This is a genomic window from Negativicutes bacterium (assembly GCA_021372785.1).
GTDB lineage: Bacteria > Bacillota > JAAYKD01 > JAAYKD01 > JAAYKD01 > JAJFTT01.
Window position 1 is genome coordinate 1 of sequence record JAJFTT010000053.1, and the last position, 20,770, is coordinate 20,770.

Below are 20,770 nucleotides of genomic sequence, written 5' to 3' on the forward strand. Positions count from 1 at the left end.
CAGGAGCAAGCTTGGCAAGCTGCAATAAGTCTTGCATGACCAATTCTTCGTATAATGAATCGCTTCCCGTGGTCAGGATGACAAAGCCGTCCTGAATACCTGAGATCGGAAACGCGTCACCCGTTTGCGTCTGTATGTACTCCCGTTGTTTTGAAACCTCTACTTCTGAAAAAGGTTTCAAAACGCTCCATAATTTGGGAGCGTCCCGGGAATTAACAGGTTCTTCTTTCTGCGGTTGACATCCGCTGAGCAGAATGACAAGCAGCAGCAAAAGTATGCCGCTCTTTTTTACTATAAACGTACGCTGCATCAGTTCCACCCCCTTCTCTACAGCAAGTCCCCGGGTTCTTTGCGAGAAAACACAACTGCCGGCACCCAAGCTGCCAAGACCGCACTCAATAAACACATCAGGAGCGGAGCAAATATCAGAAGTGCGGCATCCGGCTTAAACCTAATACTTTGACCCGATGTATATTGCTGTAACAGCGATATCCCTGTAGCCAAAAGCCCAGCCACAACAAAGGGATAACCGGTTTTTTTCATTAGCAAAATGATGGTTTGCCGCGCGGTAGCGCCGATGGTTCGTTGTATACCTGTATATTTCGAAATCTCCCGTGTTTTAACAATGGTAAATGCAAACAAACCAAAACAAGTTTGCAGAATCAGCATAGCAATCAGAAACCACAAGGTATACGTGTAGCTGCGCTGCATTTCAAGAGTCCGTTGCAAATCATAAGATGGTTCTGTCACTTTAATATCCGCTGTTTCCCGCAGTTGCTCGCTGAGCTGTGGATACAATTCTTGGATTCTTGTATAGTCGCTGTTTCTGATGAGGATTTGCGGTTCAACCTTGTTCTGCCAAAAAGTATCTTTATTTTTCTCGTCGGTTGTATAAATGCCGAGCAAAGGGTAAGTTAATCCCGGTCGCTCCATATACTCACCCAGATCGACGATCCCGACGATTTTTTTAATTTCCTTCGGACCGTAACTGTAAAATTCCGCCTCTTTTCCTAAAGCGTTTTCGGCTGAATCAAATAGAGCGGCTGCCAACTCTTTACCTACCGCTATTTCTTCGTATTGTTGCGGCCAGCTGCCTTGACTGACTGTTAACCCCTGGACTTTGGCGTACTGACCGGCGGTCACGATAAGGTCGGTCGTATACTGTACGCCATTCGCTTTAAAGGTGTATCTTGAATAAGCGCCTTGCCAGGCAATACTTTCTTCTTCTACTCCCAGATCAACCAGTTTGCCGATATAATCACTCGGTAAGTGGATTTCGTTTACTTGATGAATGCTTTGAATCTGTATGAGATCAAATTGTGAGGTTTTCAGTTTTTCCTCCAGACGGCTTGTTTCCATGATGGTTGACCAGGTGCTTTGCTGGATGACAAGAATGAGCAGGAAAAAGGTCAGTAAGCTGAGTTCACGCCGAAAATCAATTTTCCCCCATTGGAATTTTGATTTTCCCTTTAGGGCATCGATGGGACTCTGGCCCAAAACAAAGTAAGTACAGATCGTACTGCTGATGGAAGCAAAGAACAATGTGATAATTAAAAACGGGATAAGCGCGCTGATTTGAAACACATAGCGGATACCCAATAAGTAATAACAGACATTTAAGACCAACCATACACCCGGAATTGCGAAAACCGAAGCGGCAGATGAGAGCTTCAGATAATTCGTAGCGTATTCCAGTTCGATCTGCTCAGTACTGGAGCCCATCGCTCTGCGGATTGCAATGGCTTTTCGTTCCTGATATAAATGCAGCATGAGCAATGATGTGATCAGGAGCATAGAAATAACTACCATTTTTATAAACAGATCGGTGAGAGGAGCCAATTCTTCATTTTCCATGCCAACCTTAAGCGGCGGAGTCAGATCGATCGGGATAGAATAAACCTCCGTTTGAAAGTGTCCTTCGAAAGTGTCTAGCACTTTGCGCAAGGTTAAAGGGATATTCTCTTTTTGATCGATTTTGATCAAAAGATAGTTAGAAGGTTCCGGATTAAAAATAGCTTTGGCTGATTCTTCGTATTCGCTGCCTTCCAGGTATAAACCGGAGTCACTGGGTGATTTCCAAGCAGAATGTAATTCTTCGTTAGTTGCCGATTTTCTCTCAAGGGGATAATGCAGCTTTGCCATCAAGCGGCTCAAAAAAGCCGCGTCATCACCATAATCAAGGTAGATCATACTGTCGACTTCATCCGGATAAACCTGAGATCCCGTCCATTGTAAGGAAGTCAGGATTTTCTGCGGGTAAAGATGCTCCAGCGAGGTCATAAAGCTAGGTTTCCAATCGAATTTATCCGATGGAGCCCCCTCAAAATAAAAACCTGCCGCATCATAGATATTCTTCATGGTTGACCCGAATTCCCATTTGTGCATTTCGTTGGCATAGGCTCCCAACACAGCCCAATTGTAATCCAATTCGTCGGGTAAGCGGTCTGTATCAGGGCTTAATTGCATAATTCTGAAATAGCTTGGCTCAACATACAGCGTCTGAACATAGTGGCGAAAATAGGGCAATCGACCTTCAATCGAGTCTGTGGGGCGATTCGCCTCATAATGCGTAAAAGTGACGCGATTCTTCGCTACCAGAGAAACCTCTTCCACATGTTCAATCGCTTTGATTTGTTTACTGTCCGCTTTGGTAAAGTACTCTGATGTGAGAAGTGTCGTATCATAATCCCATCCGATAGCATAGATCAAAGTCTGATCTTTTTCTTTTTCTTCATCGAGCTGAAATTCAATTCCGCTGCTCAAGCTGGCTGCAGCCATGACGCAGATCTCGAATAAGAGTATACTTGTAAACAGAATCGCAGAAATCGTCCTTGTTATCGGTTCCATGGAGCGATAGTGCTGGAATAAACGCCTGATAGTTTGCTTTGCTTTTCTCATGTTACACCTCAATATGGACACCTATAATTAGTAAGGATCATTACTTACTTACCAAAAAATTGTTCAACAATCATAAGTGGATCTTGGTAATCGCCGGTTTTTAGAAAACGTGCTATTTACCAAACTTGGTGATCGATCCACCAGGATTAACTGTTTATCTCACCCAATCCACTGCTTTTATTACCACATCGCTTTTTTGGTATATTTCACTTATATCTTTCACCGACAATAGCGGTTTGCTTCTTTCTATAATTTACACTCACTTTTGCTTAACGAGTGACATCGACTATCGCTTTTTCTAAAATGTTTTGCATCAGCAAACTATCTTCTTTGTTTCCTAAGGTCATACGGCAAATCCATTCGTTGATCATGATTCCTTTTCCATCGAACAAGAAGAAACTATACAACCCCACAGCTCGATCATCTGCTTCTACCAACATGGGATGAATACTAGGAACCAGATTGAATCTCCGTACCATTTCGTAGTTCTGGTCTTCGTAAATCAGTAAATCCAGATACTTCTGCCGCAAATTCTCTGTTTCTTTCATAACCTTATCTATCTGTATCTCATAGGCATTACGATAATACCACTCGGGTTTTGTGTCTGCATTCTCACGAACCGCCAGTTCTTGTAGTATGATTGGGTACCTTGTCCGCACATCGGTAGCTGGTAAAACAATTACCACTTGTATCTGTTCTTTCAAAACATCGAGTAAAGTGGTTAATTGCGTAGGGAAGTTTCCAATTGTCCAATGAATCAGCAAGGTAGGTTTGGTTATTTTCAGCGCTTCTTTTTTTGTGTTTGCGACCAAACTAAGCAAAGATCACCTAAAGGTTTGCCAATTTGCACCGGTGTCGGTGTTTCTTCTGCCGTTACAAAATAGGAATAAACATCTTCATACTGATTCACTGCATAATAGAGATATTGCCTTTGAATTACCCCAGCTTCCAAGAACCAAATCACGGGATGAAAGTATTTTACAATGTCCAGATAATCTTGCTCAAACCCTAATTTCAGTAAATCACTCTGCTGCATTTGAATCAGTGCGGTATTGGCTGGCAGATCCATCACCTCATAAAAAGGCAAGTTGCGCATCGGCGCTAATCCGCCAATCAGGAGCGTGACAGGAGCAACCCCGGCAAACTGCAATAAGTCTTGCATGACCAATTCTTCGTATAATGCATCGCTTCCCGTGGTCAGGATGACAAAACCGTCCCGAATACCTGAGATAGGAAACGCGTCACCTGTTTGCGTCTGTATGTACTCCCGCTGTTTTGAAACCTCTTCATCTGAAAAAGGTTTTAACACACTCCAAAGTTTGGGAGTGTCTTGAGAAATAACAGGTTCTTCTTTTTGTGACCGACACCCGCTGAGTAAACCATGAGCAACACCAAAAAAAGGCTGCTAATTTTCACCGAGAGCGAGCGATTCATAGGTTCTGATCTTCCTTCCTTACAGCAAGTCTCTGGGTTCTTTCCGAGAGCATCCTCTTGCCAAGCAATTATCTAATTTGTCCATTTTGCTTGCCAGGGCTATTGTGATTTTGTCCGCTTGAAGCACACAACAAAACATAGTCATTAATTCCAGCATTATCCTTATTTCCCCTTTTTAATTTCTTAATTAAAACATACTCTATCCGAATTTGTTACTTGAACAATTTGATTTTTATATTATATTCCGACATTACAATTTCTAAACATTATGTAGAAAGTATATATATGCTTGATTCTCTGTATTTTTGCTGGTCAATTATGCACAGCGTTAAAAAGAAAACTCTATTTCAAACTGTTTTATTTTATTTTCACATTATTATCAACAAGACGAAAGCATTTTGAATCTTTCAATAAAACCAGCAAATCGCTGCATGATTCCTTCTATCTGTCGCATCCTATTCTCTTTATTGATCTCCTTCTTAGAAAAACGTCAATCAGTTTCCGTGACGCAAGTCTTTTTGCTTACAGGAATCAATTGGGTCTGTTGTATTTACCCAATGCAGCGCCAGGAAACACAGCAAAATGGCTACAGATAAAAACAGGGCCGAATGTCTGCTTTTGCAGTCATTCGGTCCTGTTTTTGATTGATGAATGATCACACCATTGTTTTACTCCCTATTTTGGTGCTGCGATATCCAGAGCCAACGCCGTAAAAACAGCGGAGCCTAACGGCAGACAGCGCTCGTCGATATCAAAATCGATGGTGTGCGCTCCGCCGGCTGCGGATGCATTGCTATCACTCTCTGCGCTCAAGCCGGCACCGATCCCCAGGTAGGTGACTTGGCCGCCGTTTTGTTTAACGCGCTCCATCATATAGGTGAAATCCTCACTGCCGCCCAGTTTACCTTCACTGTCTGAAACCTGGTCGAAACAGCCCAGCTCTTTGGCGACTCTGATCACTCTTTGCATCAATTCCGGACTGCAGCTGCCGCTTTTGGCGGAACCCATTTGTTTTAACTCCAATTCGCAATTATACATGATCGCCGAACCCTGCAGTACCTGCATGGCACGACCGTACATATATTGATCGAGCTCGCTCGTATCGCCTCTGGTTTCAATCGCCATTACCGCATGATCCGGTATCACATTTCTGCCGGTGCCGGCCTGCAGGCGGCCGACATTGATCCGCGTGGCTCCCGCTTTGTGCCGGGAAATGGCGTATAGGTTAAGCGCCGCATTGGCAGCAGCTAAAAGCGCGTTTTTACCGCCGTCCGGATTGCCGCCTGCATGTGCAGCCTTACCGGTGAAAATGGCATCAAACTTGCTGGTAGCCAGCATGCCGGCTTGTCCCGGCAATAAACTGCCGACCGGCGAACCGCTGCCCAGATGCGCTCCCAGCATATATTCTACATCATCCAAAATCCCGGATGCCGTCATGGGTCTGGCCCCACGGCCCCCCTCTTCTGCCGGTTGAAAAACCAGTTTGATCGTAGCTTTGAACTGATCACGGTATTGCATGAGTAGTTGAGCAACGCCCAAGCCGATGCTGGCATGACCGTCATGACCGCAGGAATGCATCATGTTGGTGTTGACGGAGGCAAATCCTTCCCGGCCGGGACGCCGTTCCTTTGTCTGCGGTTCATTCATTTCCACCGCATCAATGTCAAAACGCATGCCGATCACCGGACCTACCCCGTTCTTCAAGATTCCAACCACGCCGGTAAAACCGCCGCGCATTTTCTCCGCATATTCCGGCACCGCTCCCTGGGAGAGAGCGCGCTGGTATTGCTGTTCCAATTCCTCTTCGGTAAGCAAGCCCATGCGTTCTTCGGCGCAGATCACTTCTCTGCCCAGTTTCACTTCATAGCCAAGCTGAGCCAGTTCACGCGCAATCAGGGAGGCGGTGCGGAATTCTGTCCAGGCCGATTCGGCATAGTGGTGGAAATCACGGCGATATGCCGTTTGTTTTTCCTGCAGCGCTCGTGCTGCTTCCACCAGATTCTGCATCGCTTTGCTCCTTATTTGACGGGAGACGGCTGAATACCGGCGGGAATGGGGCAAACGTAAGCGCCGTCGCTCAGGCGTTCCGCCAATTCCTGCTTTGCCGCGGTCAATTGTTCCGGCTGCAGAATCAAGTCCAAACCGACGCCGGCCATGGCTTTCGCCGCTTCCAGCATGCCGGTGTGCGCCCAGTGGTTCTTGCCCTGCGCCACCAACTGCCAGGAATGGCCGGGTGTATTCAAAGCGGTGCAGCTCGTATTGCATTGCACCGTGGGGGTGATCCAGGAGACATCAGAGACGTCGGTTGAACCGGACATGGCTTTTTCCGAGGTCTTATAAGGAACGATCGCATCGCTAATCGGTTGTTTCAGCAGTTCCGCGGCTATTTTGCGTCCTTCTTTTTCGCCGAAGATCGCCAGCAAGCCGTTATAGGAACTCTTCTTTTCTTCTTCCGTGAGCGTCGTCTGAATTTCAGCCGCAAAAGCAAGCTCAGCCGCGCTTGGCTGCCGTCTCGGAATCAAATTCAGATTCGCAAACATCAGATTTTCCAAAACTTCATTGGGAATCAAATTGGAACAGGCTTTATCGATTTGTATGGTTAATTTGGTGGAGGTCATCAGTGCGGCGCCGCGCGCGATATCGCAGACGCGCTCGTAGATATCCTTGACCAGGTTATTTTTGGGAGCGCGGATCAAATAAAGAACTTCCGCTTCCGGTTGCACCACGTTCGGGCTTTTGCCGCCGGTATTGACAACGGCATAATGCATGCGCGCTTCGCTGATCACATGCTCGCGCAGGTAATTGACGCCGACATTCATCAGTTCCACGGCATCCAAAGCACTGCGGCCCAAATGCGGTGAACCGCCGGCATGGGAGGCGCGGCCGATGAATTTAAAATAGACCTGGATATTTGCCAGGGAAGAACCGGTGGAAACCATGGTTTCACAGCCGGGATGCCAGGTGATGGCGGCATCCACGCCGCTGAAGACACCTTCTCTGGCCATAAAAGCTTTGCCGGAACCGCCCTCTTCGCCGGGAGTACCAAAGTATTTGATGGTGGCAGACAGATTTTGCTCTTTGATGTAATCGCGCAGCGCCACAGCGGCCGCCAAAGCGCCGGCGCCCAGCAAGTTGTGCCCGCAGCCATGGCCGTTACCGCCGGCAGTCAACGCTTCCCGCACGGTAACATCCTGTTTCTGGCTGAGACCGGACAGCGCATCAAATTCGCCAAGAAAACCCAGCACCGGTTTGCCGCTGCCCCAGGTGCCGACGAAGGCGTTAGGAATCTGACCGACATTTTCTTCCACCGCAAAGCCTTCTTTGCGCAGTAAATCAATGAGTACGGCGGCGGACTTTTTTTCTTCAAAACGCGTTTCGGCATAACCCCAAATGGTATCCGCTGCCTGGATATACTGTTCCTGTTTTTCATCCACCAAGGAAAAAAGACGTTCTTTCGACATAATACCCTCCATCATCATGAGATTTATTATTTGTTGAGCCAAAAAGCACGGTCAGAAGTGCTCTGCTCCCGGCTCAAAAATAACCATCAACAAGGACCCGATTGCTTTAGCTTTTGGGTTTGATCAGCGGAATTTGTTTTTGGCAAAGCGGGCATTCCTCCGCTGCGTAACTCGCAATATCCATGGTCATCAGCGAAACAAAGGGAACTCCTTCAAAGGAAACCTGACCGCCGGTCCGATCAAACAGGGCGGCGACGCCCACCAATTGCGCCGGGCTGTTTTGCACCAGATCGATTACTTTGCGAATGGAACCGCCGGTGCTGACCGCATCTTCAATAATTACAACGCGGTCCTGTTTGGTTAAGGTAAAACCGCGCTTCATCGCCATCTTGTCGCCGTCTTTTTCGGCAAACATGGCGCAGCAGCCTAAGATCCGCGCCAATTCATAGGCCAGAATGACGCCGCCCATGGCCGGACCGATGATGATGTCGGGATCCAGGACCGCCACCTTGGGTGCCAGCAGCCGCAGCAGCTGCTCGGTCGCGTCCGGATGCATGGTCAGTTGGCTGCATAATAAGAATTGGTCGCTGTGCCGCCCGGAAGTCAGTAAAAAATGACCGTCGCGCAAGACATCCAGTCGCCTCAACAGGCTGACGATTTCTTCTTGTTTCAACATAAACCCTCCTTCATATTTTGCAATACTGCCTGCACGGCCGCCGCGGGATCCGCCGCCGCCGTAATTGCCCGTCCAACCACAATATAGTCACTGCCGCCTGCCATTGCTTCGGCCGGCGTGGTCACTCGCTTTTGGTCATCCTGCACGGTGAGCATGCGAATGCCGGGGGTGATTGTATACAAGGTGCCGCCGGAGAAACGCTTGACCAGCGCCGCTTCGCGGGGGGAACAAATGACACCGTCGGCGCCGTTTGCCTGCGCCAGCAAAGCGCGGCGCACGACCAATTCATCGAGCCCTAAGCAGTTGCCGTCCTGCTGCAAATCTTCCTCATTCAAACTGGTCAGGACGGTGACACCCAAAATCAACGGTCTGGCGATGCCCAGCACCGCTGCGCGGCGTTCGGCGGCTTCTCTGGCTGCCTGAATCATGGCTGCTCCGCCGCTGATGTGCAGCGTCAGCATATCCACGCCATAATTGACCAATTGTTCTACCGCTTTGCCGACCGTATTGGGAATGTCATGCAGCTTCAAGTCCAAAAAAACTTTCGTCCCGTTTTGTTTGGCTAAGGCGATGGCCCGGGGACCGGCCGCCAGGTAAAATTCAAAGCCAACTTTAAAATAACCTACCTGACTGCCGACGGAATTGACCAACTGCTCGGCGCTTGCGAAATCATGGTAGTCGAGCGCGACGATCAAACGATCGCGCAAATTCAATTGTTCCATTTCATTTGCTCCTCTCCGCGTTAGCGCGGGATGTATTTTTGAAACCAGTTTTTCATATAGTTTAAACGTTCCAGACGGAAAGATGGTCTGTCGCTGCGGGAGAGCTCATGACCGGCTCCACGGAAGCGGACCATGCGTACTTCACGGCCTAACATTTTTAAAGAGGTGAATAATTGCTCTGCCTGTTCCATTGGGCAGCGGTAATCCTGCTCGCTGTGTAAAATCAACAAGGGCGTGTGGATATTCTGGACATAGCTGATCGGGCTGTGCTTGATACATTTTTTCATATTGGTGATGGGATTCGCCAAAAGTTCATCCTCTGTAAACGTGTAGCCAATATCGGAAACGCCGAAAAAGCTGACCCAATTGGAGATACCGCGCCGGCTGACCGCCGCCAGAAAACGGTCGGTATGGCTGATAATCCAATTGGTCATGAAGCCGCCGTAGCAATCGCCGGCAACGCCCAGGCGGGCCGCGTCCAGAAAGTCATATCGCTGTAATGCTTCGTCAAGCATCGTCATCAGATCCTGATAATCCTGTCCGCCATAATCCCCCAGACAGCCACAGGCAAATTTCTGACCATAACCATAGCTGCCTCTGGGATTGGTGTAGAGCACTGCGTAACCCAAAGCGGCCAGCAGCTGGAATTCATGGGAGAAGCTGTAACCGTACATCGCATGCGGCCCGCCGTGGATCTGTAAAATAGCAGGGTATTTTTTACTCTTGTCAAACTGCAGCGGTTTGATCAGCCAAGCCTGCAGCGCGTGTCCGTCCTTGGTCTGCAGCCAAAATTCTTCCGGTTCGCTGAGCTCCACCTGCCGCAGCCAGCTCTGATTGCTCTCGGTCAGGCAGGTTTCTTTTAAGGTGCGCAGGTCAAACAGGGAAAGCTGGTTGATATCCAGCGCCGTGCCGGAAAGCAGAACCGCCGCATTGCGGTCGGCAGCAAAACTGTAGCCAAAAATCTGGCGTTTTCCGCTGATAATACAATCGACCGTGCGGCTGCGCAATTTCAATTCGTATAAGTTGACGGCGCCTGCCTGAGCGGAAAGAAAATAGAGGGCGGTTCCCCGCTTGTTCCACTCAATGCCGGCCCGGCTGACCCCGTATCGCATGTCGCTGCAGCCTTGATAACCAAGCTGCTGATCCAATTTGCGGGTCAGGCAGAGCGGTTTTGCCGTACCGTTTGCCGCCACCAGCCAAAGCCGCAAATAGGTAGCGCCGCCATATTCACGTTGATTGCCAAAATAGGCAATTTGACTTCCGTCCGGTGACCAGGCTGGCTGGTCGGCGACACCATCTGTTTCGGTCAATTTCAAGAGTCTGCCTTCGGGCAGCGTAATCACATATAAATCCTGAAACGAAATTTTAAAATCCGCTGAAAAGGAGCGGTTCGCAACAAATGCCAACCGGTCTCCGCTGGGAGACCAGGCCGGCTGCAGATGATCAAAGGGACCTTCGGTGATCTGCAGCGGTTCGTCAGCCAATCTCATCACGAAAATCTGCACGTTTTTGTTTTCCAGATAACCGGTTCGATTGCTGCGATAACGGATGCTGTCGATTACCAGCCCGCGCTCTTGTTTCTGCTGATCGGCAGCGTTTCTTTCCGCAGGCGTCATCACCTGAAAACGTTTCTTGCCGAGATCTTCCGGCTCGAGCCGGGCACAGAAAGCCAGGCGGCTGCCATCCGGAGACCATTGCGGATCAAAGGCGCCATGCCGCATGTGCGTCATTTGCAGCGCTTCCCCACCGCCCAGATTGAGCAGCCAAATCTGATCGACGCCGCTTCGATTGGAGATAAAAGCAATCTGTTTGGAATCGGGAGACCAGCGTGGCGCCGCGTTATAGGATCCGACGGAAGTAATTTTGCGCAATGCGCAAGGTTCATTCACAGGTAGCATCCAAAGCTGCGATTCGTATCCGCCTTCCGGCGAAACACAGCTTTGCACATAAGCAATCTGTTTGCCATCCGGCGATAAATGAACATCAGACAGCCATTGAGCAGTGAGAAGATCCTCCGACTGCATACCGCGTTTTGTCTTCATGCAGCTACCTCCACTAACATACGATGTGCTGCTTTTCTATTCCACTCAAAGAACTCTTCTTCCTGCCCTTGCAGCGAAACTGCCGCACAATTTCAGGAAAACATTTGCAGAGCCGTTTGTGAACAGATCATCGTCGCGCCGTCTGCCGCTTTTGAAAAATAAAGCCGGGAAATCTTGCAAATAGGCTTGAATTTCGTCTTGCTTTTCTCTATAATGAATAAAGCATAATTGCAAAGCAGATTTTCTTAGCTTTTGTTGACACACCAGAAGAGGAGCGCTGATTTTAGATGAAAGATATGGTCCGTTATGCTGTTACCCTGGCTTTGATTGCCGCTTTTTCCGGAGGAGCCATTTCCGCAACGGTCGGCATTACCACGCCAATTACCCAGGCGAGGGAAGCCAAAGAATTACAGGAGAGCTTAACCACCCTGCTGCCGGAAGCAACCAGCTTCAGCCCGAGTGAGTTGGCCGGTGAAACTTATTATATCGGAGCAAAAGACGGCAAAACCGTCGGCTATCTGGTCAATGGCAGCGCCAATGGTTATGGCGGCGCCATCAACGTTTTAGTTGCTTTCAACGCAAACGGCACGGTCAGGCAGATCAAAATTCTCAGTCACAGTGAAACACCCGGCATTGGTTCTGTCGTAATTGAAAGCGCGGATTTTGCCGCTCAGTTTGTCGGCAAGGAAAAGAAAGATGCCTTTGAAGTCGGCAAAGATATCATAGCCATCAGCGGCGCCAGCCGCTCCAGCCGCGGGGTCACCGGTGCTGTGAAGGATGCGGTGACTTTTTTAAACCAGAATATACTGCCGTAAATCCCGAATTTCGCAATGAATTGATTGCTAAAACAGCTCCCGGACAGGTTTTGATTCCTGCCCGGGAGCTGTTTATTCGCTCGGATCAGTTGAACGCTGTTGTGACAGCAGGGTCGGCAACCGGGAAAATCTCCACGTTGTGCAGTGGTTTCAGCGCATTCCAATCCTGCAATAGAAAGAGTTTGACGCAGCCGGCACCCACCGCAGGCAGGATGCGATCGATGCAGAGTGAGCCGGCCGCATCCGGCGTGGCTGTCTGGGCGGTAAAATCCGCCATCCTGCCGGAAGGCAAATAGGAAGCGAGCACCAGCTGCAGCGTCCCGACGTCGTAGAGGTTATAGATCTCCGCTTTGAACTCAATGCCGCTGTCCATTGTTTCTGCTGTGCCAAAAACCGTCACACCGAATAACTGCAGCAGTGTTTTTTCCAGATCGAGCAGGCCGCTGCCATAAGATGTATCATAGCCTGCCGCACCCAAATCTTGTGTCCCTTTGCTTAAAATATCTGAAAATTCGCCCGGTGTCAGATTGGGGTCGGCTTGTTTGGCCAAAGCCGCCAGGGCGGCAACCTGGGGTGCTGCAAAAGAAGTACCGGAACCGTTTGTCCGATAAGCGCCGGCGCCGCCGGACCATAACCCGTCGAGACCTTCCCCCGGCGCCACCAGATCGAGCGCATCGTTTTTTTGTGAAAAATAAGAAACTTGTTTGGTTTTGTCCACAGAGCCGACGGAAACAACTCCGTCGCAGGAAGCCGGATAAAAATAATCGCTGCTGCCGTCGTTTCCCGCCGCCGCTACAATGACTACTTCCCGATTCACAGCATAATCGATTGCCGTTTGCAACGCTGTTGATGGAATCGTCATTGTCATACCAAGACTCAGATTCAGTACATCGCAATAAAAGTCATCGACGGCACCATAGATGGCCTGCACGGTAAGCGCAATCGTAGAAGTATTTTGCTCATCAGTAACTTTTAATGGAATCAGCGTCACATCCGGCGCGATGCCATCGTAACCCAAGCCGTTTTGATTCACAGCGCAAATCAAACCGCTGACAAAAGTACCATGGCCGCAGGTATCTGTGGTATTATTGCTGTTGTCCATATAATTCCAGCCGGTTTCAATCTTGCGATAATCCAAATCCTGATGCGCCGGATTGAGGCCGGAATCGATCACGGCCAGACGCACGCCGCTGCCGGTCAAACCCAAATCCCGGCTATGTCCCGGATGGATCATCTCCAGGTTCCAGGTTGGCTCGGTTGCAGCCGGCAGGTCCTCCAGGATATTCACAAAATAATTCGGCTCCACAAAATCCAGATACTGCGCCGGAATCCATTGCTCAATCAATTCGAGCGAGGAGGTCAGATAAAGATCGCTCCCTTGTGAGAGTTTTGCAAAATACTCAGTGCATAGTGCCTGTGGCAGCAGCGAAGTCAGTTCCATTTCATCTTGTTTCAGGCTCAGCAAATAGCCGTCACAGGCCGGCTGCGCGCCGCTGAGATCGCCGGGCTCGGCGGCAGTGACCATCGGCAAACTAAAACAGAGCAACAACAAGCAGGCAGTCACAGCGATTGCTCTGATTGCCGACCTGCAGCGCCATTGGCTGCGATCTTCCTGCTGATGGCAATTGTATTCCCCCATGCCGATCCTTCCACAACTGTGTTTTTTGCTTTCCCGCTGCCCAGCACCGATGAAAACCGGCGGCGCCCTCAGCGCAAGGTTTGCGCAATACTGACCATATCCAGGAGAACCGTGGCTGCGGTCCCGCTGGCCGCGGCGCCGAAACTGTAATGCATTTGTTCACCCAAATTGCGGGTTTTTAAATACAAACCTTTATCATGCCATTTGACGGCCGCCAGGGGATGGGAGAGCGCAATTCTTTCCGGTCCGACGCGCAGCTGCGCTTTACCGTCCTGCCAGCGTGCTCTGCCGATCAGACGCCAGGTTTCACCGGCGGCTGCCGCAGTCTGCAGATCCTGCCGTGTCAATCCGGAAATACCCTGCAGGGTAAGATCAGCAAAGCCGAGCGCGCTGCCCCAGAACGTATTGGCCAAAATGATCGTTTTCATCGCCGTATCATAACCTTCGATATCATTCGTGGGATCCGCTTCGGCAAACCCTCTTTGTTTTGCTTCGGCGATGGCGCTGTCCCGTTCTGTTCCCTCTGCCATTTTTTCCAAAACAAACTGGCTGGTTGCATTAAAAATACCGGACATTTCCAGCAATTCACCGTTGCGGCCTAAAAATTCCCCCATCTGCAAGACCGGCAGAGCGGCGCTGGCTGCCGCGCCATAACGGATCTGCACGCCATAGTGCCCGGCAGCTGCCATTAATTCCTCCCAAGCCAGCACCAAAGGCGCTTTATTGGCCGTCACGACCTGTTTACGCAGCGCCAAAGCTTGTCGGATATGCGTCAAACCCGGTTCTCCCGACGGCAAATGCGCCGGTGTGCATTCTACGATCAGATCGGCGGAGCATAATTCAATCATTTCCAGAGCGGTCATGCCTTTGACGCCAAATTCCGGGTAAAAGGCAACCGAGCCGGTATCCTGTTTGATCACCGCCAGTTTGGCTGCCGGCAGCCCTTGCGCCGAGCAAGCGGCGCCCTGGCTGTCGGCAACTCCGACGATCAGAAAAGCAATGCCATAATCATGCCACAAACGTTCCCGTTCCCCTGTGAGCAGACTGAGTAATTGTTTGGTTACACTGCCAAAACCGGCAATGGCGATTTTGACGATTTTCTTCATGGCCTTCCCTCCTCCAGATTTACAGTGCCTGCTTTTTACTTCTTTTCTTTTGTTCTAGACGCTCCGCACCGATTCCTTTTTCCGGCGGCAATTGCTTTTTTGAGAGGAAACACTTTCCCGTTTGGCGTGTAAAAAGCAGGAGAAACCGCTTCTGTAAACGAAATAAACAGTAAGATTATTTTTAGGAGGATGAGTTTAAATGGATATCGGCCGCAGTGAAAAACGTCCCATCGAAATCAATGATCTTTTTAAAGTACATTGGGTCAGCGATCCTCAGCTTTCTCCCGACGGCAGCAAAGTTTTATATGTGCAGAAACAGTGTCACCCCAGCGATAAAACCAAATACACCACCCAAATCTGGTGCGTCGACACCAACGGCGGCGAACCGCATTTGATGACCGGTGAGACCACCGGCAACAGCACGCCCCGTTGGTCGCCGGACGGAGAAACCATAGCCTTTAATTCCTCCCGTAACGGCAGCAATCAGATTTGGCTGCTCTCCGCCTTTGGCGGTGAAGCGCAGCAGCTGACCAAGTTCAGCCGCCCGCTTAGTTTAGTCGCCTGGTCGCCGGATGGCAGCAAACTGCTGGCCAGCTGCAAAATCAAACCGGAAGACCTGGTGGAAAGCAAAGAAGAAAAAAGCGATGTCAAGGTGATCACCCGTCTGCACTATAAGATGAACGGCGTCGGTTTTCACGAAGACCGCAATACCCATCTCTATGTGATCGACGCGAAAACCGGCGAAGCCAAGCCGGTCACCGACGGCGCTTTTGATCATAATTCCGCAGCCTGGTCACCGGACGGCAAACAGATCGTCTTCGCCGCCAAACGCTATGACGATGCCGATTATGTCCATTATAATGACCTCTACAGTGTGAGCCCCGAAGGCGGCGAAATCAAACAGCTGACTCATTCCAACGGCAGTTTCTCCGAACCCAGCTTCAGTCATGACGGGAAATGGATCGCCTATGTCGGTCATCAGAACGAATTCGGCAGCGCGACCATGGCAAAAATTTGGGTCATGCCCGCCGAAGGCGGCGAAGCAAGCATGATTTGTCAGAATTTCGATTACTCCGTCGGCGGCGGCATCAGTTCGGATATGACAGCCGGCAGCGAAGTCCGGCCTGTCTGGACGCTGGACGACAGCCGCATCCTTTTTACCGCCACCACCGGCGCTGTGACGCGGATCTTTACGGTGGATGTCAAAGGCAGCCGGCCGCAAGCCCTCAGTCCGGCAGAAAAAACCGTCTATGGCATGAGTTATCATGCCGGGCTCGCCTGTTTGGTGATTGCTTTCAATGAACCCGGCAATATGGGTGATCTTTATTATGCTTTGGAGTCCGGCGCCGGGGAAAAACGTCTCACCGCTGTCAATCAAAGCTGGAATGAGGAAGTCTGGATTTCCTTGCCGGAGCAGTATGAATTTACCGCGGATAACGGCGTCAGGGTGGAAGGCTGGCTGCTGAAACCGTATGGCTTTACCGAAGGCAAGCAATATCCGATGGTGCTGGAAATTCACGGCGGACCTCATGCCACCTATGGTTTGGCTTTTAATCACGAAATGCAATGTCTCTGCGGTCTGGGTTATGCCGTGCTCTTTGTCAATCCGCAAGGTTCGATGGGTTACGGTCAGATGTTCAACAACGCAACCTATCATGATTGGGGCGGTCAGGATTATCGCGATCTGATGCTGGCCATCGAACAGGCTCTGCAAAAATGGCCCTGGCTTGATGCGGCGCGTTTGGGCGTGACCGGGGGTTCCTACGGCGGCTATATGACAAACTGGATGATCGGTCATACCGATATTTTCAAGGCTGCCGTGACCCAGCGTTCCACCAGCAACCGCTTTTCCATGTTCGGCACTTCCGATATGGGCTACAATAATGGCTCCTTTGAATTTGACGGCAATCCCTGGGTCAATTATGAACACTATTTGATGCACTCTCCGATTATGTATGTGGAAAATATCAAGACTCCGCTCCTGATACTGCACAGTGAAAACGATTATCGCTGTCCGATCGAACAGGGGGAACAGTTCTTTACGGCTTTGAAATGGTTGAAAAAAGAAGTGGTGTTCGTCCGCTTCCCCAATGAAAATCATGAACTCTCCCGTTCCGGCCAGCCCAACCACCGCATAGAACGTTTGAAACATATGATGGGTTGGTTCACCAAATATATGGCTCCGAACCAGGTTTAAAAACCGATACAGACCGCTTCCGGTTCGTTTTGCCGGCAGCAACCGGAGGGAGGTTCCCCTTTGCAGCCAAATCAGAAATATTATATTGATCTGCACTGTCACAGCACGGCTTCGGACGGGACGGACACGCCCAGCCGCCTGCTGGAACATGCCGCCAAAAACCGTGTCGATGTGCTGGCACTGACAGACCATGATACAATTGACGGCCTGGCGGAAGCAAAACTGGCAGCGGTCCGGCAAGGAATCCGCCTGATCCCCGGTGTTGAGATCAGCGCCTGTTTCTCTGGCGGGGAAATGCATTTACTGGGGCTTGGCCTGCAGGATACGGCCCGGCTGCGGATGTTCCTGCAGCAGATGGTCAGGAACCGCGATCAGCGTAATTTGGAAATTCTGGCAAAACTAAACCGGGAGGGATTTAAAATCACCTTGGCGGAAGTGCAGGCAATTGCCAAAGGGCGGATTGTTTCGCGTCCGCACATGGCGGCCGTTCTTCTCGCCAAAGGCTATGTCTCCAGCTTCCGGGAAGCTTTTGATCTTTATTTAGCCAACGGCGCCAAATGCTATGTGCAGCGCGACACGCCCACACCGGAGGAGAGCATTGCCGCCATTCTGGCAGCCGGCGGTGTGCCGGTACTGGCTCACCCCATTCAATTGGGTTTGAGCCGCAAGGCCCTGCGTCAGACACTGCTCAGCCTACAGGCAGCCGGTCTGCAAGGCATGGAAGTTTGGCACAGCGATCAGAACGGCGCAGTCCAGCATGACTTTTTAGAGCTGGCGGAAAGCTTGAGTCTGCTGCCCAGCGGAGGTTCCGATTACCACGGCAGCAACAAACCTCATGTCGCCATTGCCCGCGGCATTGACAAAAACATCTCGATCACCGATCATGCAATTGTAGAACGCCTGCTGCAGCAGGCAAGCGAAAATCAAAAAAAAAGATACGGGGAGGTTTTTTGATGCATAAAGTACTGTTAACCGGTTTTCAACCTTTTGGCGGCGAAACGGTCAATCCAGCCTGGGTAGCCGTCCGGGAGATGACCGGTAAGATCATTCTGGATCATGAAATTGTAACCGGTGAAATTCCGGTGGTCCGCTACGCCGCTTTAATCGCCACAGATCGGCTGATCGAGCATTATCAGCCGGAGATTGTAATCAATGTCGGTCAAGCCGGCGGCGCTCTGGTGATGCGGGTGGAACGGATCGGCATCAATTGCGACGATTATTCCATCCCTGACAATGCCGGCAATCAGCCAATAGGAGAAGCAATCGTACCGGATGGGCCGGCCGCCTATTTTGTGACGCTACCCATCAAAGCCATGGTAAAAGAAATGAACGGTGCCAATATTCCTGCCGAAGTCTCCAATTCCGCCGGGACTTATCTTTGCAATCATGTTTGCTACGGCGTTTCGCATCTGACTGCCACGAAATATCCCGGGATCCTCAGCGGATTCATCCACATCCCCTTCCTGCCGGAACAGGCTGCCGGTAAAAGAGGGCGTCCCAGCATGGCGTCGGCCACTGTCGTCAGGGGCCTGGAAGCGGCCGTCAGCGCTGCCATTCGTTACCGCAAAGGCGATATCGACGCCGAAGGCGGCGCATTGCACTAAAATCAGCGCCGCAGACAAAAAGCCGCTTTTGTTTTGCCGTGGTCAAAAAAATCCGTACCAATTTTTCAATTGGCGCGGATTTTTTCTTTTTTGCTGAACAGCCAAAATAAAAGCAGAATGAGACAAGCCCCTAAAACACAGCCGGACCAATCCAGCAGCAAATCACTGATTTGAAAGGCTCTGCCCCCGACAAACAGCTGATGTGTTTCATCGCTGAGCGCATAACCGCCACTGAACAGAATCGCCCGCCGCAGCGAATGCGCCGCTTGGCTCTGCGTCAAGGCAAGCTTGATCAGGCAGCCCAAAACGAAAAATAAACCGAAATGGGCGGCTGAGCGGACGAAGCTTTCATAGTATGCCAGCGTCTGGCGCGTCGGCGTCCGACCGAAAAAGCGCAGCAGCCGTTCGGTGACACTTAAGCTGGCCGCTGCCGAGACCGGAGCCGGTGCCTGCGAAAACGAAAAGATCAGCAGCATCCAGGCGATGACAGCAAACCAACTGAGTAAACGGCAAATCGCCTTTCTGTCCCACGCTTGACTCAAGCCAGTATCATTCTTCCGCCGCACCTGAATTCCTCCCCTTTATAACGCCTAAGTCAGCGGCGCCAGACGGTCTTCTTTGCGAAATTGCATCAGGTTATAAACAGATAAAGCGGTCGCCAGAAGGAAGGCCAGAGAAGCAGCCAGGAACGGCAGCCTGGGGTTGGCGGCAAAAACCAAACCGGAAAACAAGGGTCCGGTGCACATGCCCAGCGCTTTGGCTGCGTTGAAGACACCGGAGATCTCGCCTTTGCTGCTGCTATTGTTGCGCACAACGAGCGCCTGCTGAATGGGAACATAAATGGCATTGAAAATATAAAAGATCAAGGCGGAAGCCAGAAAAAAAACCTGGTCTTGGGCAATCACTAAAAAGATTAAAGAAACACCGCACATTGCGATGACCGGAATGATCGATTTGCGGCTGTCTGTATGCCGGTTAATCCAGATATTGATGGTCAGATTGGCCGTTAAGGCGATGATGCCGACCACAGCTTTAAAAATTCCGTTATAGGAAGGCGGAAAATTCAACTGCGCTTTCAAAAAGTAATTAAACGATTGATCCTGCGCATTGGTGGCAAAGCTGGTGATGAAAACGATGACTAAAAACATCAGCATGGAGCCGCGAACCAGATGAGACGAACGAATGATATTGCTGATTGGGTTAATTTCAGCCGGCGACAGACGCTTTTTGGAAAAGACCGTCTGCGTCTCGCCAACCAAGACTGAACTGATCAAAACAATCAACAGCAAACCGGCAACCTGAAGGTAGAAAACAATCCGCAAATTGCCTCCCCAGGAGGCTAACGCCAGATCACCCAGGAAACCGCCGATTAAATAACCGATGGCCGCGCCAATGGAAGTCAGAGCGGCAAAGATCGCCATATACTGCCCGTTGACTGCATTGTCCTTGGCGGCGGTTGCCAAATAAGCCATCACGCTGACAGCCTGCCCCGACAGAAAAGCACCGGCGATGAAACGCCCGATCAGAACGGTGACGGGACCGTTGGCTTGTCCGAAAAGAAATTGACCGGCCGCATAACCAACACAGGCAATCCCCAATGCTTTGACGTAACCGTAATTATCACCGAAACGTCCCCAAAAGGACGCCATAAGGAAGTTCGCCAGCGCCATCGCAGCAAAGGCCAACCCAAACATGGAGTCCGGACAATTGATTTTTTGCAGGAAGGTAGGCGTGATTGGATGAGCAAAATTGGATACGATACAGATCATAAAGTAATATGCCAAGAGTCGAAAAACGGATGCTTTACGCAAAAAGAAAACCTCCCGGATTGCCTGCTTGAAAAATGAATCGTTCTCCGAATGCAATGAATTGTGCAGCTTTGTTTTTACGAAGTCAAGCGCGGAGGAAAATCCTACTGTTTAGCGTGTAATTTGACAAAATAAAGCACCGACAGGCGGCAAAAAGGGTGGCAACGCCTCGCCAACAGACTATTCTCACTGCAGTTCGATACAGTAAAGTCCCTGCACGCCCCGCAAATTTCGTTGTTTTTGCTTTTGCGGCAAACGGGTATAATAAATCGCCTGCAGCTGCCAGCCTGCCGCGCCGGCCAACTCAGCCAGAATTTCATCCAGCCAACGACCGTTGACGCGGCGCTCTGCCACCGCCCAAACATTAC

18 protein-coding genes are annotated in these 20,770 nt (G+C 50.4%); 4 read left to right on the forward strand and 14 right to left on the reverse strand.

Annotated features, from left to right (window positions below):
• The 9 genes from LLG09_07195 to LLG09_07235 form a co-directional block, all read right to left on the reverse strand.
• Window positions 1–319, reverse strand: a 319-nt coding sequence (locus LLG09_07195) for a hypothetical protein (GenBank protein ID MCE5196895.1), incomplete at its 3' end; no start/stop codon positions are given.
• 8 nt (window positions 320–327) lie between these two features.
• Entirely contained in the window at window positions 328–2,778 is a 2,451-nt protein-coding gene (locus tag LLG09_07200) for an ABC transporter permease (protein ID MCE5196896.1), read from the reverse strand.
• A 389-nt stretch (window positions 2,779–3,167) separates the two neighbouring features.
• A complete protein-coding gene (locus LLG09_07205; protein MCE5196897.1) occupies window positions 3,168–3,710 on the reverse strand; it encodes a hypothetical protein in 543 nt (180 codons plus the stop codon).
• A complete protein-coding gene (locus LLG09_07210) occupies window positions 3,680–4,207 on the reverse strand; it encodes a hypothetical protein (GenBank protein MCE5196898.1) in 528 nt (175 codons plus the stop codon). Before LLG09_07210 ends, LLG09_07205 begins: the two co-directional genes overlap by 31 nt.
• A gap of 800 nt (window positions 4,208–5,007) precedes the next feature.
• Window positions 5,008–6,339 carry an amidohydrolase gene (locus LLG09_07215; GenBank protein ID MCE5196899.1) on the reverse strand — a complete coding sequence of 444 codons (1,332 nt, stop codon included), beginning with the start codon at window positions 6,337–6,339 and terminating at the stop codon, window positions 5,008–5,010.
• 11 nt (window positions 6,340–6,350) lie between these two features.
• On the reverse strand, window positions 6,351–7,793 hold the full coding sequence (locus LLG09_07220; protein ID MCE5196900.1) for an amidohydrolase: 1,443 nt from the start codon (window positions 7,791–7,793) through the stop codon (window positions 6,351–6,353).
• A gap of 106 nt (window positions 7,794–7,899) precedes the next feature.
• A complete protein-coding gene (gene pyrE, locus LLG09_07225) occupies window positions 7,900–8,466 on the reverse strand; it encodes an orotate phosphoribosyltransferase (protein MCE5196901.1) in 567 nt (188 codons plus the stop codon).
• On the reverse strand, window positions 8,463–9,191 hold the full coding sequence (gene pyrF / locus LLG09_07230) for an orotidine-5'-phosphate decarboxylase (GenBank protein MCE5196902.1): 729 nt from the start codon (window positions 9,189–9,191) through the stop codon (window positions 8,463–8,465). The genes pyrE and pyrF overlap by 4 nt, the downstream gene beginning before the upstream one ends.
• Before the next feature lie 20 nt (window positions 9,192–9,211).
• Window positions 9,212–11,233 carry a S9 family peptidase gene (locus LLG09_07235; GenBank protein MCE5196903.1) on the reverse strand — a complete coding sequence of 674 codons (2,022 nt, stop codon included), beginning with the start codon at window positions 11,231–11,233 and terminating at the stop codon, window positions 9,212–9,214.
• A 287-nt stretch (window positions 11,234–11,520) separates the two neighbouring features.
• Between LLG09_07235 and LLG09_07240 the strand changes: the two genes are divergently transcribed.
• Entirely contained in the window at window positions 11,521–12,048 is a 528-nt protein-coding gene (locus tag LLG09_07240) for an FMN-binding protein (protein ID MCE5196904.1), read from the forward strand.
• Window positions 12,049–12,133: 85 nt separating this feature from the next.
• Here LLG09_07240 and LLG09_07245 read toward each other — a convergent pair whose 3' ends face one another.
• Complete coding sequence (locus LLG09_07245; GenBank protein MCE5196905.1) at window positions 12,134–13,687, reverse strand: S8 family serine peptidase; 1,554 nt, start codon at window positions 13,685–13,687, stop codon at window positions 12,134–12,136.
• Window positions 13,688–13,755: 68 nt separating this feature from the next.
• Window positions 13,756–14,793, reverse strand: a complete 1,038-nt coding sequence (locus LLG09_07250) for a hypothetical protein (GenBank protein MCE5196906.1) — start codon at window positions 14,791–14,793, stop codon at window positions 13,756–13,758.
• Between the two features lie 199 nt (window positions 14,794–14,992).
• Here LLG09_07250 and LLG09_07255 point away from each other — a divergent pair, with 199 nt between their 5' ends.
• The 3 genes from LLG09_07255 to pcp are packed head-to-tail and all read left to right on the forward strand — an operon-like array spanning window position 14,993 to window position 18,594.
• On the forward strand, window positions 14,993–16,990 hold the full coding sequence (locus LLG09_07255; GenBank protein ID MCE5196907.1) for a S9 family peptidase: 1,998 nt from the start codon (window positions 14,993–14,995) through the stop codon (window positions 16,988–16,990).
• A gap of 60 nt (window positions 16,991–17,050) precedes the next feature.
• Entirely contained in the window at window positions 17,051–17,944 is an 894-nt protein-coding gene (locus tag LLG09_07260; protein ID MCE5196908.1) for a PHP domain-containing protein, read from the forward strand.
• Complete coding sequence (pcp, locus tag LLG09_07265) at window positions 17,944–18,594, forward strand: pyroglutamyl-peptidase I (protein MCE5196909.1); 651 nt, start codon at window positions 17,944–17,946, stop codon at window positions 18,592–18,594. Before LLG09_07260 ends, pcp begins: the two co-directional genes overlap by 1 nt.
• A gap of 65 nt (window positions 18,595–18,659) precedes the next feature.
• Here pcp and LLG09_07270 read toward each other — a convergent pair whose 3' ends face one another.
• The 3 genes from LLG09_07270 to LLG09_07280 form a co-directional block, all read right to left on the reverse strand.
• Window positions 18,660–19,160, reverse strand: a complete 501-nt coding sequence (locus tag LLG09_07270; protein ID MCE5196910.1) for a VanZ family protein — start codon at window positions 19,158–19,160, stop codon at window positions 18,660–18,662.
• A gap of 24 nt (window positions 19,161–19,184) precedes the next feature.
• On the reverse strand, window positions 19,185–20,405 hold the full coding sequence (locus LLG09_07275) for an MFS transporter (GenBank protein MCE5196911.1): 1,221 nt from the start codon (window positions 20,403–20,405) through the stop codon (window positions 19,185–19,187).
• Between the two features lie 183 nt (window positions 20,406–20,588).
• The coding region (locus tag LLG09_07280; protein MCE5196912.1) for a hypothetical protein at window positions 20,589–20,770 on the reverse strand (182 nt) is incomplete at its 5' end.